The sequence below is a fragment of the Ruegeria sp. YKSF070 genome, from assembly GCF_059612725.1.
Map to the genome: position 1 here is coordinate 1 of NZ_JBXWRD010000076.1, position 15,545 is coordinate 15,545.

14 protein-coding genes are annotated in these 15,545 nt (G+C 62.0%); 2 read left to right on the plus strand and 12 right to left on the minus strand.

Translation table 11 applies throughout. The features are described 5' to 3' along the window. Positions 1-2,020: CoA transferase (locus AC2FL1_RS22080; RefSeq protein ID WP_496878346.1), on the minus strand; the 2,020-nt coding region annotated here is incomplete at its 3' end. A 75-nt stretch (positions 2,021-2,095) separates the two neighbouring features. On the opposite strand from AC2FL1_RS22080, the gene AC2FL1_RS22085 reads away from it, so the two are divergent. Continuing rightward, positions 2,096-3,085, plus strand: a complete 990-nt coding sequence (locus AC2FL1_RS22085; protein ID WP_496878347.1) for a GlxA family transcriptional regulator — start codon at positions 2,096-2,098, stop codon at positions 3,083-3,085. Positions 3,086-3,437: 352 nt separating this feature from the next. Here the strand turns inward: AC2FL1_RS22085 and AC2FL1_RS22090 are convergent, their stop codons facing one another. The 11 genes from AC2FL1_RS22090 to AC2FL1_RS22140 all read right to left on the minus strand — a co-directional run bounded on the left by AC2FL1_RS22090 (position 3,438) and on the right by AC2FL1_RS22140 (position 14,266). Beyond that, positions 3,438-4,703 (minus strand): alpha/beta hydrolase, encoded by a 1,266-nt coding sequence (locus AC2FL1_RS22090; protein WP_496878348.1) that lies wholly within the window; start codon positions 4,701-4,703, stop codon positions 3,438-3,440. 167 nt (positions 4,704-4,870) lie between these two features. Beyond that, positions 4,871-5,419 carry a HupE/UreJ family protein gene (locus AC2FL1_RS22095; RefSeq protein ID WP_496823452.1) on the minus strand — a complete coding sequence of 183 codons (549 nt, stop codon included), beginning with the start codon at positions 5,417-5,419 and terminating at the stop codon, positions 4,871-4,873. 92 nt (positions 5,420-5,511) lie between these two features. Beyond that, entirely contained in the window at positions 5,512-6,510 is a 999-nt protein-coding gene (locus AC2FL1_RS22100) for a HupE/UreJ family protein (RefSeq protein WP_496878349.1), read from the minus strand. A gap of 23 nt (positions 6,511-6,533) precedes the next feature. Continuing rightward, the gene (locus AC2FL1_RS22105) at positions 6,534-7,367 is read right to left on the minus strand and encodes a peptidyl-prolyl cis-trans isomerase (protein WP_496878350.1); all 834 of its coding nucleotides are present in this window, start codon (positions 7,365-7,367) and stop codon (positions 6,534-6,536) included. 86 nt (positions 7,368-7,453) lie between these two features. Next, a complete protein-coding gene (locus AC2FL1_RS22110) occupies positions 7,454-8,041 on the minus strand; it encodes a HupE/UreJ family protein (protein ID WP_496878351.1) in 588 nt (195 codons plus the stop codon). Next, on the minus strand, positions 8,038-8,775 hold the full coding sequence (locus tag AC2FL1_RS22115; protein WP_496878352.1) for a hypothetical protein: 738 nt from the start codon (positions 8,773-8,775) through the stop codon (positions 8,038-8,040). The genes AC2FL1_RS22110 and AC2FL1_RS22115 overlap by 4 nt, the downstream gene beginning before the upstream one ends. Further along, positions 8,772-10,694, minus strand: coding sequence for a DUF3604 domain-containing protein (locus AC2FL1_RS22120; RefSeq protein WP_496878353.1), 1,923 nt, complete (start codon positions 10,692-10,694; stop codon positions 8,772-8,774). The genes AC2FL1_RS22115 and AC2FL1_RS22120 overlap by 4 nt, the downstream gene beginning before the upstream one ends. Positions 10,695-10,772: 78 nt before the next feature. Continuing rightward, positions 10,773-12,680, minus strand: coding sequence for a DUF3604 domain-containing protein (locus AC2FL1_RS22125; protein WP_496823440.1), 1,908 nt, complete (start codon positions 12,678-12,680; stop codon positions 10,773-10,775). Positions 12,681-12,767: 87 nt separating this feature from the next. Then, complete coding sequence (locus AC2FL1_RS22130; protein ID WP_496878354.1) at positions 12,768-13,142, minus strand: hypothetical protein; 375 nt, start codon at positions 13,140-13,142, stop codon at positions 12,768-12,770. Positions 13,143-13,185: 43 nt separating this feature from the next. After that, on the minus strand, positions 13,186-13,407 hold the full coding sequence (locus AC2FL1_RS22135) for a YMGG-like glycine zipper-containing protein (RefSeq protein ID WP_496878355.1): 222 nt from the start codon (positions 13,405-13,407) through the stop codon (positions 13,186-13,188). Positions 13,408-13,513: 106 nt separating this feature from the next. Then, on the minus strand, positions 13,514-14,266 hold the full coding sequence (locus AC2FL1_RS22140) for a hypothetical protein (RefSeq protein ID WP_496878356.1): 753 nt from the start codon (positions 14,264-14,266) through the stop codon (positions 13,514-13,516). A gap of 77 nt (positions 14,267-14,343) precedes the next feature. Between AC2FL1_RS22140 and AC2FL1_RS22145 the strand changes: the two genes are divergently transcribed. Continuing rightward, positions 14,344-15,360 (plus strand): helix-turn-helix domain-containing protein, encoded by a 1,017-nt coding sequence (locus AC2FL1_RS22145; protein ID WP_496878357.1) that lies wholly within the window; start codon positions 14,344-14,346, stop codon positions 15,358-15,360. Positions 15,361-15,545 lie beyond the last annotated feature (185 nt).

Here is a 15,545-nt window from a genome sequence, read left to right on the forward strand (position 1 = left end):
CCCGCTCGGTCGGGGCGGCAAAGAACAGCCAGCCATCGGCTGCAGGGTAACAGTGATAGAACGGCCCCCAGCCCCGCGCCAGCCGACCCGAGGGTTCATCGAACGGCGCGCGCCCGGTGAAGTCATACATGAACTGCGCCTGTATCATCGCGCCGCAGCCCGCCAACGCCGCCCGTGCCACGCCGCCCTTGCCCGTCTGCCGCCGCCGTTCCAGCGCCGCGCCAAGCGCCACGCAGGCGACATGACCCGTCAGCGCGTCGATGGTGCCGAAATGCGCATGTTCCTCAGGCGTGTCCGGTCCGCCGCCAAAACGCAGCATCACGCCGGTCGCGGCCTGCGCCAGATCGTCATAGCCCAGATGGTCCGATTTCGGTCCCCGCATCGGCCCGCCCCAGGCATCGAGCTGAACCAGGATCACGCGCGGGTTCAGCGTCGCCAGGCGGTCGGGCGACAGGCCAAGCGCGTCGCGCTGTTCATCGGTACCGTTCATCGTCACCACATCCGCGCCCGCGATCAGCCGCTCCAGCGCCGCGCGGCCCGCAGCGCTGCCCAGATCCAGCAATATGCTGTCCTTGCCGCGATGGGCATGCAGGCCAAAGACGATGGCGTTCCACGGATCGACCGAGGGGCTGACCGGCTGGACCGAGGTCACCTTTGCCCCGAACCGCGCCAGCGTCGCGCCGATGGTCGGCCCCGCAATCACGTTGGTCAGGTCCACCACCGTGAGACCGTCGAGCCAACCTCCCGCGTCCTTGCCTGTTGACACGGCGCGCGGGGTCTCGGCCAACAGCGCGGGCAGATCGGCGCGGAGGTCGTCGACCACCGGGCCTGGCCTCTTGTCCATCGCGCCCGCATCCCCGACCATCCACGCCAGATTGCCCAACTGCCGCATAGGCCCATGGCGCGGGTCCTCGACCGTCAGCACCAACCCCGACGCCAGGGCATGCGGATCGGCCAGCCAGTCGCGCGTGCTGCGCTGCGCACTGGCCGGCGCCTTGGCGGCGCCAAAGATCGCCTCCCATTCCCACGACGGCCGGGTCAGGAAGGCCGCCTGCATCGCTTCCGACACGCGCTTACGATCCCTTTCGCCCACCGGATAGTTACGCAAAGCCCATTCTTGGGGCCAATCCTTCTGATCCAGATATGCGTCAAAATCAGGCAGTGTTTCGGCCAGATCGTCCAACCCCAGCACATTCAATACCCGGCGCGGGTGTGTCTTGATCGAACAGGACACGACATAGAACCCCCGCCCGTCGGCACAGGTATAGGTGCGATAGAACGGGTCGAGGAACGCGCCCAGATCGGCATAGCTGAGGTCCAGCGGCAGGCCGCCCGCGCGGCGACGGTCCAATTCCACCTCGCGCGGAGATTTGTAGCGGGCGGGGTAATCCTGCACCTGCTCGCAATTGTAAACCAGCCCCTCGAACAGGGCCGAGGCCAGTGGCACTTCGATATGCTCGCCCCCCATCCGCTCCCGCGCGCCTAGCGCAAACAGCACCGCCATCGCACCGAACGCCGCGCCATAGGCCGAGGCAAGGCCCAGCGGTGTAAACGACGGGTTGATACCCATCAACTGCCGGTTCAGACCCATATCGGTGAACTGGCCCGTGCGCGCGGCAATGACCGCCTCCCACGCGGCCAATCCGGCCAGCTCGAGGTCGGTCGAGGCAAAGCCGGGCAAGGAAAGCGACACGATACCGGGATTTGCGGCGCGCAGATCGGCAGGGCCAAGCCCCAGCCGCGTCATGACGCCGGGGCGGAAATTGTCGATCACCACATCGGCGCGGGCGACCATATCCAGCGCGGTCCGACGCCCAACCTCGGTCTTGAGGTCGAGCACCAAAGACCGCTTGCCCCGCGACAGCATGTCGAAGGCCGGATCGGTCCAGCGCGGACCGCCCGGCGGGTCGATGCGGATCACTTCGACCCCCAGATCGGCCAGCATCATGCCGACCATCGGCCCGGCAAGGTAATGGCCGAAATCCAGCACGCGAATATGGCTCAGGGGTCGGTCGGACATGGCGTTTCTCCAGGGTGCTGCCTGGATCAGGATGCGCCATCGCCATTCCGCTTAAAATGACGGATACTGCCAAAAATGAAACAGAATCTGCCAAACACCACACCGCCATTGCAGATCAACTTCCTGCTGTTCGAGGCGTTCTCGAACATGGTTCTGGCCTGCCTTCTGGAACCCCTGCGCGTAGTCCGGGATGAGCATGGTGCGGACATCACCTGGACCATCCTGACCCCACGCGATGGCCCCGTCGGGTCGTCCAGCGGGTTGTCTCTTGCGCCCGATTGTCAGCTGGCGCAGGCAAAGGCGTGCAACCTTCTGATCGTGGTTGGCGGCGACAGGTTCAGGCAGGAGGCTGGCCAGCCCGCCACCCGCCGCGCGCTGACGATCGCGCGCAAGGCCCAAAGTGTCATTGCCGCCGATACAGGGGCATGGTTGCTGGCCTCGGCGGGCTATCTGGATGGCAGGCGCGCGACCCTGCACTGGCAGTTGCTGGACGAATTCACCGCAACCTTTCCTAACGTGACCGTGACCCGGGTCCCTCTTGTGACCGACGGCAAATGGCTGACCTGCGGCAGCGCCGCGGGGGCGATGGAATTGGTGCTGCAAGAGATCGCGCGCCGGTTCGGCGCGGCGGCCCGGTTTGATGCTGCGTCGATGTTCCTGAACGCGCCACACCGCGCGGGAGAGCCGGACGGTGCATTTGGTGGCCTGCCGTCCCATCCCGACCCCCGCATTCGCAAGGTGCTGGACCTGATGGCCGCCTCCATCGAAAGCCCCCGCCGCCTGCCCGATATCGCCGCCGCTGCCGGCCTTACGCTGCGCACAATGGCCCGCCTGTTCGAAGCCGATCTCGGTCTCTCACCCGGAAAGTGCTATCAGCACCTTCGCCTGGCCCGGGCGCGGGAACTGATGGTTCAACAGGGAATGTCGGCCGCAGAGACGGCGCCCCTGTGCGGGTTTTCCTGCGCCGGTGCTATTCAGCGCGCTCTGAAACAAGCGGCACATCCGTCACGAAGCAAACCCCAAGACAAGTCGAGCGACGAGCTATTCTCGAACAGTGTTGGATGACCGGAATTGGATATTCGTTCTGACCCGCTCCCGCGAGAATCCGCGTTGGTAAGTTAGGCTCCAGGCTTTGCCAACGGCATGAAGTTTGGCGTTCATGCCGCCCAGCCGATCTGAAGGCGTTGTTCAAAGCCGATTAAGTCATTGTAATTTCGAGTTTGGATCACCCTTTGGAAAGCGAAACGCCTAAGATTCGACTGGAAACCAGGGAGGATAGCTGACAGGGTTCGTGCCCTCAAAGCGGATGGTGTCTTTTGTTGTGCAGATTTTCGAAAAAGCAATTGGGTGACTGCACCTGCCCGCCTCGCAAGTACCGAGGTCCGAGGTCGGGGGATCACGCGATCGTCGGATCGCCTCATAGGCCCGGTCCCAGAGACTTCAGAACGGCAGGGTAATTCGCGGGAAATCGCCACACGAAATCGCCCGGTGTCCGCACAAGTCCGCGTGCCTCCGGCGCCTTGTCGGTTAGCAGTGATATGAAAAGATCACTGCTTGCCCAAGGCGAGGATTGAAAATACCAGTGGCCATTTCCCGTGTCAGCGGCTTCGGCATCCGTCACGTCGATGATGTGCAGGTCATCGAAATCCGCCAAGCCCTTGGTCAGGCCCGGAGGCACCGTTTCCGACTCGGACGCCTGCCCGATCCGTTGCCTGCCAAAGACAAATCTGGATACGGCGAGGGCGGAATCCGTCTGCGACTGATAAAAAGTCAGATCGTCCACGACATCCAGCAGCCCGTCGTCCAGCGATTGCAGGACAAAGGACGTGTCAAGGTCGCTGGCGATCAGAATGACATGCCCCAGCTTCGCCTTCGAGCCGGATCGCAAGGCGATCTGGTACGCGACCTCGAAGACAAGCCGGGTACCGGCGCTGTAGCCGACAAGATGGATCCTCCGGGTGCGCGTGTTTTCCGACAGATACTCGACCAGTGCCCGAAGGTTGCGCCGTGTGGACAGCACGGATTCCTGGTCCCGGAAGTAGGCCAGCCGGCTGGGCGTAGCCGTCCAGTTATAGCTGATGAAAGCCCCCTGGTAGCCAAGAAAATGCTGCAGTTCCTTGGAGACAAGAGCCGAGTAGTCGAAATCGACATTATACCCGTGGACGTAAATGAAGATGTCCTTGTTTTGCGAGGCTGCCAACTGCGCGTCGACCTGCGCCGCAAAGGTTCGCCCGGCGGCATGCATCTCTTCCCGAGAGGGCGCATCCTCGAAGTATCGGCTCATGCTGAACGGCAAGACGCCGATTTCGTTGACCTGTGACAGCCTCAGCTTGTAGTCCTGTTCGCGGTTCTCCATCAGTGTGGCCTGCCGGATTTCCCCCCAGTTTGTCAGCGGCGGGTCGACTTGAACCCTGGCGATCCCGGCACGCAGGATGTGACCGCGCTCATTGTTGTAATAGGCTTGGGGATCGGCGGGATCGGCGGGCATCCGATCCGTAACATAGAACATTTTCGCTCTGTCACTGGCGTTTGCGTTTGTCACGTCTGCAAAAGGGGTGACGTTCGTTTCCGCGTAGACCGTCGGCGAAGGCATCAAATCGATTTCGTCATAAACGGCCGGTCCGCATGCGGTGATGGTCGCAAGACCCGCCAACAACACAAAGCGCAACAGCCATGAAGCCAATTTCGGTCTCCTTCTGCAGGTCGGCGCAAAGCACTTGAACACCTCAGGAGCGCAAACACGACCTGGAATCGAGGCTACCAAACTGACCCATTGAAGACCAACTGACCATTCACCCTCGCGAGGGCGCCTTGTCCGGGGGGCGTCAGCGCTTATCCGCACGACACCAATCACAGCGAAAACGCCAAAACCAGAATGCCCACAGCTGCAACCCATGACCCTATTACCTTAGGCACGAGCCATGACAGGCGGCGGGAAGCGGCCTCCATCGCGAACCAGGCAAGCGTCGCCAGAACAGAAATGCCGAAAGCCGTTCCCAGCAGCGGTTGAGGTGAGAGCCCCGTGTCAGACGAACCCGGCGCAAGACCGGTCAGCGCACCCGTCACGGCAACGAGCGCGTAGACCGTGGGTCGCGGCATCCAGCGCTCGGGTACGGTGGCCGCGAGCCCTATCAGCACAGCGGCAAGGCCAGGGAGCCAACTCGGCGGCGAAGCCAGCTGGCTAACCGACAGTGCAACAGCAGCAAGTGCAGCTGAAAGAACATAGACCGGAAGCGCGCCGCGCACGACCGTCAGGGAACGGCCGGCAAGGAAGGCGGCCGTGCCGATGAGGACGGCGGCCTGCAGCGGGTCGACCAGCGGGTGCAGCATGCTTCCGTAGAAGGGGCCGAGATCCCCGAACGCATCATGGGCAAAGGCCGTTGCAGGGGTGAGCGTCATAACCGCGCCGCTGGTCGACAAGATCGCAGCAAACCGTGGCAGATGCCTGCAGGATCGCCTTTCGGGGGCCCATTTCGGGCGGCGGTTCCTCGTCATGCGATGAAGCCGGCGACGCGCTCGGCGACCCAGTAGGCTGCCAGCGTTCCCACCCCGTAGGCCACGACCCGAAAGCCCCTCGATCCGGGTGCGACAAGTCTCTGCACCACGAGAGGATAAAGCTTTGCCAGTGCTCCTCCGACGGCTAGAGCCAGTGCGATGAACAGGATTTGCCCAGCCTCGACACCTATGTTGAACGACAGCAGCGCCAACGGCACGTCGTTCTCGGGCAAGCCCACCTCAAGCAGCGCGCGCGCGAAGCCAAGCCCATGCAGAAGCCCGAAGGCGAAAGCCACGGCCCAGGGATAGCGCTCCGAAAGCCGGGACCGGTCACCGGGTTCGTGCAGCAATTCCGCCGCAAGAAACATGATCGAGAGTGCGACGATCGCCTCGACCGGAGGGGCGGGCACGACGATCCAACCAAGGCTCGCCGCAGCGAGCGACAGGCTGTGTGCGACGGTAAAGGATGTCACAGCGGCGAGCAGCCTGCGCCAGTCGCGGATCAGCAAAAGCAGCATCAGGACGAAAAGAAGGTGATCCACCCCCATCAGGATGTGATGGACGCCCAGTGAAAAATAGGTTGAAAACACCCCGAGCGTGTCTTGCGACGCAGGGATGGTTAAGCTTGGGGTGGTAGAGGTGAGACGCGCGGTTTGAATGGCATCGGAGTCGATTAGCCTATAACGAATAAGCACGTCGGTGCGGGTCCGCTCCAATCCTTCGACCCGGATTTCGCCGCCGGCAAGACCCTCCGGACACGTCGCGATCCATCCGCTCAAGAAAGCGCGCCCGTCATAGGACGGTTCAGGCCCTCGGCGAGGATCGCACCCCTCGGGCAAGACGGCGTCAATTTGCATGGGTGCACCACCGACCTGAGGCTTGCGCCAGGTAACGCGCCATTCCAAGCCACCAATCGGCTGAAGCTCAAGATACCCCGGCTCGAGAGCATGTGCCGAAACGCGGTTCGGGCTGAACAGCACTAGCAGTGCGATCATGGCCAAGAACAACGTTCGCAAACTCATCGGGCCAGCACCTCAGCAGCGTTCGGCCTGTCAACCTCGTAGCGGGACAAAAGCGCGCGGTAACGCGCTTCACGAAGACTTGTTGCGAAGGCCGCGCGCCAATCCTGCTCGACCCGGTCTCTGATCTCGGTCAAAGGGGGCAATTCGCCTTCGCGCTTCTCGGTTACCCGCACGAGGTGTCGACCGAAGGGCGTTTCGACAGGACCCGCCCATTCTCCAGGTGGCAACGCATTGAGCCTGTCGAACATTCCTGCGCCGAAACTGCCGTCGACGACCCGCCGCGGGCTCAGACGAAACGCTTGCGGAATAAGGCTCGCCTGCAGGTATTCCTCGGGGTAGCCGCCACGGTCCAGAATCGCCTTCGCGGCGCGCAGGTCGGACTCGTCGAGAGGATCGTTCAGCAATACCTGCTCGAAGGCCAGCAGCGCCGGCATGGCGAACTTCTCGACATTGTCCTCGAGATGCCCCTGAAGAGTGGCGTCATCAGGCTGCACCGCCTCGGCCCCACTTTCGGTGATGAACTCCATCTTGGTCTGAAGACGCCGACGGATCACGGCGTCGTTGCGATCCAGGCCGAGGGCCAAGGCTTCACGAACGTAAACCTCTTCCCTCACATGCTGATCTATAAGCCCCTCAAGTTCCCGTGCTGAAGGAGCGCGCCGCCAGACTGCTTCGAACTCATTCACGAGGCGCCTTGCATCCGCTTCAGTGACGACAAGTTCATTGGCCGCGACGGGCGGCGGTGCGTCATCGAAAACAGCGAAAAGCCCGAAAACCGCGCAGCCAACAAGAAAGAAGTGGAGAAGCGGTTCTCGGAAAAGAGACGTCATGAAAGTTATCGATTACTTCGCTGCAAGGTCCAGAAGGACATGGATACCTGATACGCTTAACCAACGTACCTGCGGATTTGGGGACATCACGCAATCCCGGTCAAGAAGGCCGCACCCACTGCTGCGATGACGACACCGGCGGCCCGCACCGCGTAGCCTCCCCAGGGGCGCGCGGTAAGGGATCCGAAGGCGATACCTGCCAGATGCAGAATACCTGTCGAAACCACGAATCCCAACGCATAGGCATAGGGGCTTGCAGCATCGGGCAGTTCGGTTCCGTGCGCGTGTCCGTGGAACACCGCGAAGGCCCCGACGATCACGGCCGCGATCCATAACGGGGCCTTGACCGCCATCGCAACCATCAGGCCGAGGACCACGCCCGACAGGGCAATGCCCGCCTCGACTGCCGGAAGTGGCACGCCCTGCACGCCAAGTGCGCCGCCAAACGCCATCACCACCGGGAAGACCACGGGCAGGATCCAGATGGCGGGGCGACCGAGAAAGGCACCCCAAAGCCCTACCGCGACCATGGCCACCACGTGGTCCCATCCAAAGAGCGGATGGGTGAACCCACTGAGAAGCCCACCCTGCATGCCCTCATCTGTGTGTGCTTGTGCAGCAGCCCCAGTGAGAAAGAGAGCGATGGTTAAGGTGACAACTACCCCTCTCTTCATTCTTTATTCTCCTGATCCGATCTCGCGGGAATGCTACCAATTTGCCCTGCCCGATAAACATGGGACGATGCCGCGAACAGTTCTGCGGAGTCGATACGAGTGAGCTCTTTTCCCGGCGGTCTGGCCACAGCGCTTCGGATGGCGTCCGTCCTTGTATAATCGCCGATGTTCCCCAAAGCGATCACGACAGAGCCCACGACATCGGGTCGCAATGATGGCAATGACGCAAGCTCCTCGAGGATCCGTTGGCGAAGAGCTGGATCGCCGTAGCGCCCGTGCAACGCCAAAGCCGATACGACATCACGAATATCCTCTGCTCTGCTGTCCGGTCGGTCAAACCATCCCGCTGTCAGACGTTCCACTCCTGCCACTCCATCGATCTCGACAAGAGCCGTTGCCCAAGCCCCCAACTGGCCGATGATACCATTGTGCAACGCTGCTACGATCCGGTCACGGACGTCCGAAGGGTTCAACGCCAGTTTGCGCCGCGTGGCGCTGTCGACCAGAAACGGGATGGCGGTGTCGCGCTCGCCGGAACCGGCCAGAACCATCGTAACGCCGAAACGAAACGGTCGGGTGAGTTCTTCGCGCGCCACGACAACACTATCGGTCTCCAACAGAAGGTCGGACAAGCTGTCCTCAGGCCTCTCGATGCAGACGCCGCAGGCCAGCGCGGGATGCGCCATCCAGAACATGGCAAATGCAAGCCAACCCGCTCTGAAGGTCATCGTCATGGCGTGTACCAGATCGGCGAGGTATAGGCCCGCTCCTGCCCTGTCAGCGTTGCCGCCTCGGGAATCTCGGCGCCCAGGCGCACCTTGTCGTAGAGCACCCAGCGCGGCGTCGGGATCTCGATCACGCGCGCGTAGTAGAAGGCCTGCGCCGCCGGGTCGAAGTCCGGATCGGTCCAGACGGTCGCGAGTTCAGAGGCGCCGATGGTGTTCGTCCAATTCGCAGCCTCGATGTCGACGGTGTTGCCCACGGGTGGCAGCTTGCCGTCCGCGCCGGGCTCGCGCCCGTCCGACCAGGCAACGTCGTAGACCTGTTCGTTCAACTCGCCGTCCGGCGTCCGCCAGCCCTTCACGATCTGGATGCGGTCGAGGTTCGCGCCGACCGCGTCACGCAGCGCATAGACCATAAAGGTCGGCGCCTCCGCCCCTGCGGGTGCCGCGCGCAGGTCGCCGCCCATCGGTACGCCCTTCTCGTAGCCGGTGAAGGCGGGCGCGCGCGAGCGCAGGTCGTTCTCGTCGAAGTCCCAGCCGCCGAAGAAGCGCACCATCATGCGCGGGCCTGTGGTCGCGTAGACTTCCTTGCGCGCCATCGCGTCCCAGATCGCCTCGCGCGTGTTCTCTGTCGCCCAGACGCCGGTGTAGCCCGAAGCGACCAGCGACCATCCGGGGAATTCGCCGACATCGCTCTTGGCGAAGGGGTGAAGTGCGCGCATGATCGACGGCTCTGCGATCGGCGCCTTGCCGAAATAGTTCTCCTCCTCGGCGGTGGAGAGCGAGGTATGGCTGTCGGTCGAGCCGATCATGCCGAACTTGTAGGGGTTCGTGCCGAGTTTCGCCTCGAGACCGAGGCCCTGTTTCAGCGCTTCGCGGGCGTACTCGCCCGCGAGCATGTCTTCGGTCTTGGCGCCTGAAAGATCCAGGTTGCCGGCATCCCAGGTCTCGTAGTCGGCGAATTCGTCGTCTGGCGAGAGGTAGGGATGCGCCTCGCCGTCGCCCTTGATCTGGGTCGCCTCATAGAGCGGCTCCCATTTCGCGCGTTGCTCGACGTAGAAGGCGTCGAGCGCCCGCCCGGTGAACTGCGCGTCGACCGGAAACATGATCCCATTCGAGAGATTGCCGTTATGTGCGATGGCGAGCGCCTGACCGCCGGTCTCCTGTTCGTACATCTCCATCCACTCGTAGAGCTTGAGCGGATCGTTCGAACCGAAGGGCGGTTGTGTCACCAACGGTAGGACTTGCTCGGCCCGACGCGCCCCGTCGCGAAGAATGACGTTGCGGTGCAGGTTGTTGCCTTTCTCGAGCGAAGTCCACTCGTAGCCAATGAACGCGGTGAAGCCGTCGGGCTCGTTATGCGCTTCGGCCGCGTCGATGATCTGTTGCCAGGCGCCGGCATAGGCTGTTCCGCCCGGCGCATAGGCTTCGAGCAGCGCGGGGTCCATTGTGCCTTGCGAGAAGTTGCCGATCAGATCCAGCGCCGCCATGGCTGCACCTTCTCCGCCCTGTGAGAACAGTTCGTACCAGCGCGCACCCTGCTCGGTTTGGGTGATGACGGGCGATCCGGCCACGAAGTCGGCGGCCAACCCCATCATGTCGGAATGGTCGGCGACGACCAGCCAGTCCAGCGGGCGGCCGAGTTTCGTGGGCAGGCCGGTGGAGGAGGTGACCTGCTCTCCCTTGGCGAAGCGATAGGCCTCGTCGGGGCCGAGCGCGTTACCGAACATGCCCGCATCGAGCGAGATGTTGGTGTGCAAATGCGTGTCGCCCCAGAACACCTGGCTTGGGAACGCGCGCTGCGCATAGGGCGAATAGGCCGTGCCCTTATAGAACCCCTCAAGGCTCTCTTCCGACGGAATGAATTGCGCCATGGCCGGGCTGGCCAGAGCCGTCGTTGCGGCGAGTGCTATCGTGACAGAGCGGATCATATCGGTTCTCCTTTAGAACGGTCTGGTGGCAGGCCGCGCGATCTCAATATACTTCGCGCAGCCTGTCATTGACGAGGATCAGCCCTCGGGCGCGTACCAGATCGGCGAGGTGTAGGCGCGTTCCTGATGAGTTGGCGACACGGAGTCCGGCAGGTCAACCCCGAAGAAAGCGGCGTCGTAGGTGGTCCAGCGTGGCGTCGGGATCTCGAGGACCCGCACGTAATAGAAGGCGCGCAGCGACGGATCGAAGTTCGGATCCCGCCAATAGGTCTCGAGGAAAGGGTCTCCGATCACGTTAGTGTAGCTTGCGCTGGCCACGTCTACCGTATTGCCCACCGCACCGTCACAGGCACCCTCGACGATCTCCCGACCGTCGGCGCAAGCCACGTCGTAGACCCGTTCCTGCGTCACACCTTCGGCGTCGACCCAGCCCTTGATCACCTGCACGCGGTCGAGATTGGCCCCTTCGGGATCGCGCAGGGCGCGGATGAGGAGGCCGGGCACGTCGCCACCGCCGAGGCCCGTCAGATCCCCGCCCATCGGGACACCGTTTGCGTAGCCATAAGCCGCGAAATCGGACCGTGAGAGGTCATCTTCGGAAAAAGACGCTCCTGCGAAGACGCGGACGCGCAGGCGTGTCCCTGTCGTGGCATAGACCTCCTTGCGCGCCAGCGCATCCCAGATCGCTTCGCGCGTGTTCTCTTTCGCCCATACGGCGGCAAGGCCGGAGGCAAGCACCTGCGCGTGGGTGATGTCGTCGGACGGATCGTCCGGCGTCGCCCGGCCAGTGATCAGTTCCTCGAAGCGGATCGGATCAGCCGTCGGCTCCGTGATCGAGACCTTTCCGAAGAAGTTGTCCTCGGTCGTGGTGGCGAGGCCGGTATGCGAATCCGTCGAGCCGACCATGCCGAACTTGAACGGGTTGACGCCCATCTCCGCCTCATAAGCCATGCCGCGCTTAAAGGCCTCGCGCGCGTATTCCCGCGGCAGCATCTCGGGTGTCTTCAGTTCGGCCCCGAAGCTACCAACGTCCCAGGTGCCGTAATCGGCGAATGCGTCGTCGGGCGAGAGCATCGGGTGCGCCTCGCCGTCGCCCTTCATCTGGGTGACCTCGTAGACCGGCTCCCAGCGCATGCGGCGCGTGGCGTAGTCTGCCGAGAGCGGTTCGCCCGCCATGGTCACGTCATCGAACATCAGGCCATTAGAAAGATTGCCGTTATGCGGGATCGCCAGTACCCGACCGCCGGTCTTGGTTTCGTAGCGCTCCATCCAGTCCCAGAGATCCTCCGGGTCCTCGCTGTCGTAGGCGGAGAACGGAACGACTTGATCGGCCAAATCCTTGCCGTCCCGGAAGATCACGTTGCGGTGCAGGTTGTTGCCGCCCGGGCCCGATGACCATTCGAAGCCGTTAAACGCGGTAAAGGCGCCGGGTGTGTTGTGACGCTCGGCCGCCTCGGTGATGCGCTGCCACATCGTCGCCTCGAGTCCGGTGCTAGCCAACGGGTCGCCGTCCGGAGCCTCCTCACTGAACCCGCCGGTCCAGTAGAGATAGGCTTGGCCCATCGCGGCGGGGGTGCGCGGTGCAAAGACTTCGGCGAGGCCTTCGGCCCACGCGTTCCCCTCCAGCAAGGGGCTTTGTTCGTCAAGCGCGATGACGAGTCCGAGGTTTTCCGCGTGGTCGGCGACGACGAGCCAGTCGAGTGGCCGGGCCAGCCGCGCGGGGATTCCGTTTGACGACATCACCGTTTCGCCCTTGGCAAAGCGATAGGCATCGTCCGGTGTCGTCGTCGCTGCCATCAGCCCTGCATCGGCGGAATAGGAAGTATGCAGGTGCGTGTCTCCGAAGAGCACCTGATCCGGATAATCATGCTGCAGGTAGGGCGAGTACTCGACGTTCGGGTCGGGCGCCATGCCGACAAGCTCTTGCGCCAAAGCAGTTCCGGCCATCAGTGCCGCAGCGCATACACTCAAAAGAAAGTTCTTCATGCAAAGTCTCCTTCTGATTTTTATTTGCTCATCGAAGCAGAAACTGCTTGTCAGCAGGCCGGCGCGTCATGAGAAGCCTAAAGCCCCTCACTCGAATGCCTCCATCGTTTCTTTGACGGCGTCATCCACCGCACCCGCAAGAAGTCTGCCTGGATCATCGTCGCATGCGTCTTCGAGTTCCTCGATGAACTCGACCTTGAGACCAGAGCGGTCGGACTCGTTTGGGACCTCGGCCAGCACGTCGATCTGACGATTGTAGAGTGACACCATCGCCATGAGCCGAACGATGTCTGCTACCATTTGATCGTCGTCTGGATAGGTTTCCAAAACACTTTCACAGCTGTGGTGCATATGCGGCGTGGCGGCCTCGATAATGCGGTCCATCTCGTCATCGGCCTGTGCCGCACCGGAAAGTGCACTGATCCCGAAGGCGATGATCGCGACGCGGGAAAACTGTTTCATGATCGGTTCCAATACAATGTTTGACCGAGGCCGAACCGGCCGGTTACTTCTTCTTTTTCGTTTTCTTGGTGTACCCTGAAATTGCGCCCACAACGGCGCCGGCCTTGGCACCGTCATCTCCGCCGACAAGGTAGCCGACGCCCGCGCCGATTGCTGCGCCGCTGATCGTGTTCTTGGCGCGCTTGGAACTGGCTTCGGCAGGCAAGGAAAGCGCAAGGCATCCGACAAGGGCCGCAGTCAGAACGGGTTTTGCGAATTGGATCATGTCACTCACTCCTTACATCATCCTCGAGAAGGCCGTCTCCACCCGCCCGAGGGGCGTTATCGCTCACCGGCACCAACGCTGCGTTGTGCTGCATGAAAATCTCTCCTCAGAACCTGAAATTCGCGCCGAACACCGGCCCGGACTGGGCCGTGTCGAACACGACGCCCGCCTTGTTGTAATCGACATCGAGATGCCGCCAGCCGAAACTCATGCCGAACCTGTCATTGACCTGCCATGTAGCGCCGGCCAGAACGGACCATTCGCTATCTGCGCCGATACCAAAGCCGCCGGCCTCCACCGCACCGAAGACAGCCCAGCGATCCGCAACTTGATAACGACCGGTCAACCCGATCAGGGGACTGATCCAGTCCGCTTTCTCGGTTCGGCTGGACATGCCGCCACCCGTTGCCGTCAAGTCGAACTTGTTCTCGAGCCACCAGCCTCTCGCCCCAAAGTAAGCGTCAAGGTGACCTTGTGACGTCTCCGCAAGCGTTCTGCCGAAAGCGAGCGCGAAGGTTGTCGTTTCACTTTCGATTTTCACATTGTCGAATATGACACCGCCCAGAGCCTCATTCGATGTTGTGCGAGCATAGGTTGTGTCTAGATAGACGACCCAAGGTCCGTTTCTGGCGCTGGCCATCAACATCCCCGCGAAATCAAGATCGTCGAGAATATCGCCGAACGACAGATCGACACTGCCGGATGGCAGCCCCGGAATGGTGCCCACTTCGCCGGAGAGTCCTGAGAGCCAGGCATATGGCGTGACTTGAAACTCCCAATTGTCCGCCAACTGCGCGGACGCAATGGTACCAGTGCCCTGCATCGCCAGCACAAAAAACGAAAAAACCCTGTTCTTCATGCTCAAATCCCGACCCCACAAACGATTCTCCTAAATGATAGACTGGAAGTCGGGATCATTTTGCGACATTCTTGGGTATGATTGTTCCCTTGTTAAACGTCGTCGAATTCAAGCAGGTGATTGACCTTCTTGATAAAGTCGCGACTCCGAGTGTCGTGGACCGGGCACTGGCCGCGTCAGACATCTCCCGTCGGCTGCTGTCCCAAACACAGGGATTCATTCCTTACCGACTGGAAGCGAGCGTTGTGGAGCATGTCGCCCGGTCGCTCGGAGACCCGCATCTGGGTGCCCGTGTCGCGACGCAGTTCGATTACCAGGCTTATGCCGCCTATGCCCGGTATGTTCTGGGCGCCGGCGACCTGGGCGCGGCGCTGAAACGGGGCCGCATGACCTTTCCCCTGATACAGCCCGGGGGTGAGATCGTTCTGCAAGACGCCAAAGCGCACGTCCTATTGGGGCGCCGATCCACGGTCGGCACGGTCATCGGGCATCATCACCTCGACGATGGCGCACTTTTCATCCTCATCCAAGTGATCCGGCATTTCCTTGGACCGGACTGGCGACCAGCTTGGGTAGAGGTGACAGGCAGCTCGGACCGGCGCATGCAATATCTGGAGGACAAGATCGGCGCGCCGGTCCGATGCGGGGCAGAGATGCCCCTCGTCGCCATACGAGCGGGCGACCTTGGCACCCCGAACCCGCACCCGCCGCATCCTCGGGACATCGTGACACTGTCGGATCTCCCGGTTCTGATGGGAGTGCGACCGCCCCGGACGATGACGAACATGGTGGAACAGATCATACAGGCCCAGGTCACAATGGGCGAAGCGTCCGAGGACCTTGTCGCCGCCCGCCTTTCGCAAGGACGACGCACGTTACAACGCGCGTTGCAACAGGAAGGAACGTCGTTTCGAGAGATCAAGGCCCGTGTAATAGAAAACCGCGCACGCGTCTTGCTCACGGAGACGGACTTTACCGTTGCAACCATCGCCCGATCACTTGGCTATGAAGAACCCAAAAGCTTTCAGCGTGCGTTTCGCAAGTGGACGGGGCTTTGGCCTCACGCCTACCGAACGGTTCACTCAGATGAATAACATAGATGGGTTGAGAACGAAGTTGTTTTGACCACTTCGCGTTGTCGGGTGACGTCAACGAGTCAGGACGGTGCTGTCATTTGTGGACGGCTCCTGTTTTGCAAGGGTTTTCTTGAGCAAGATTGATCGAAGCAGGTTGCGGTCATTTGTCCGGCCTGTGTGTGCGGTGCATGTGACCGCTGGCC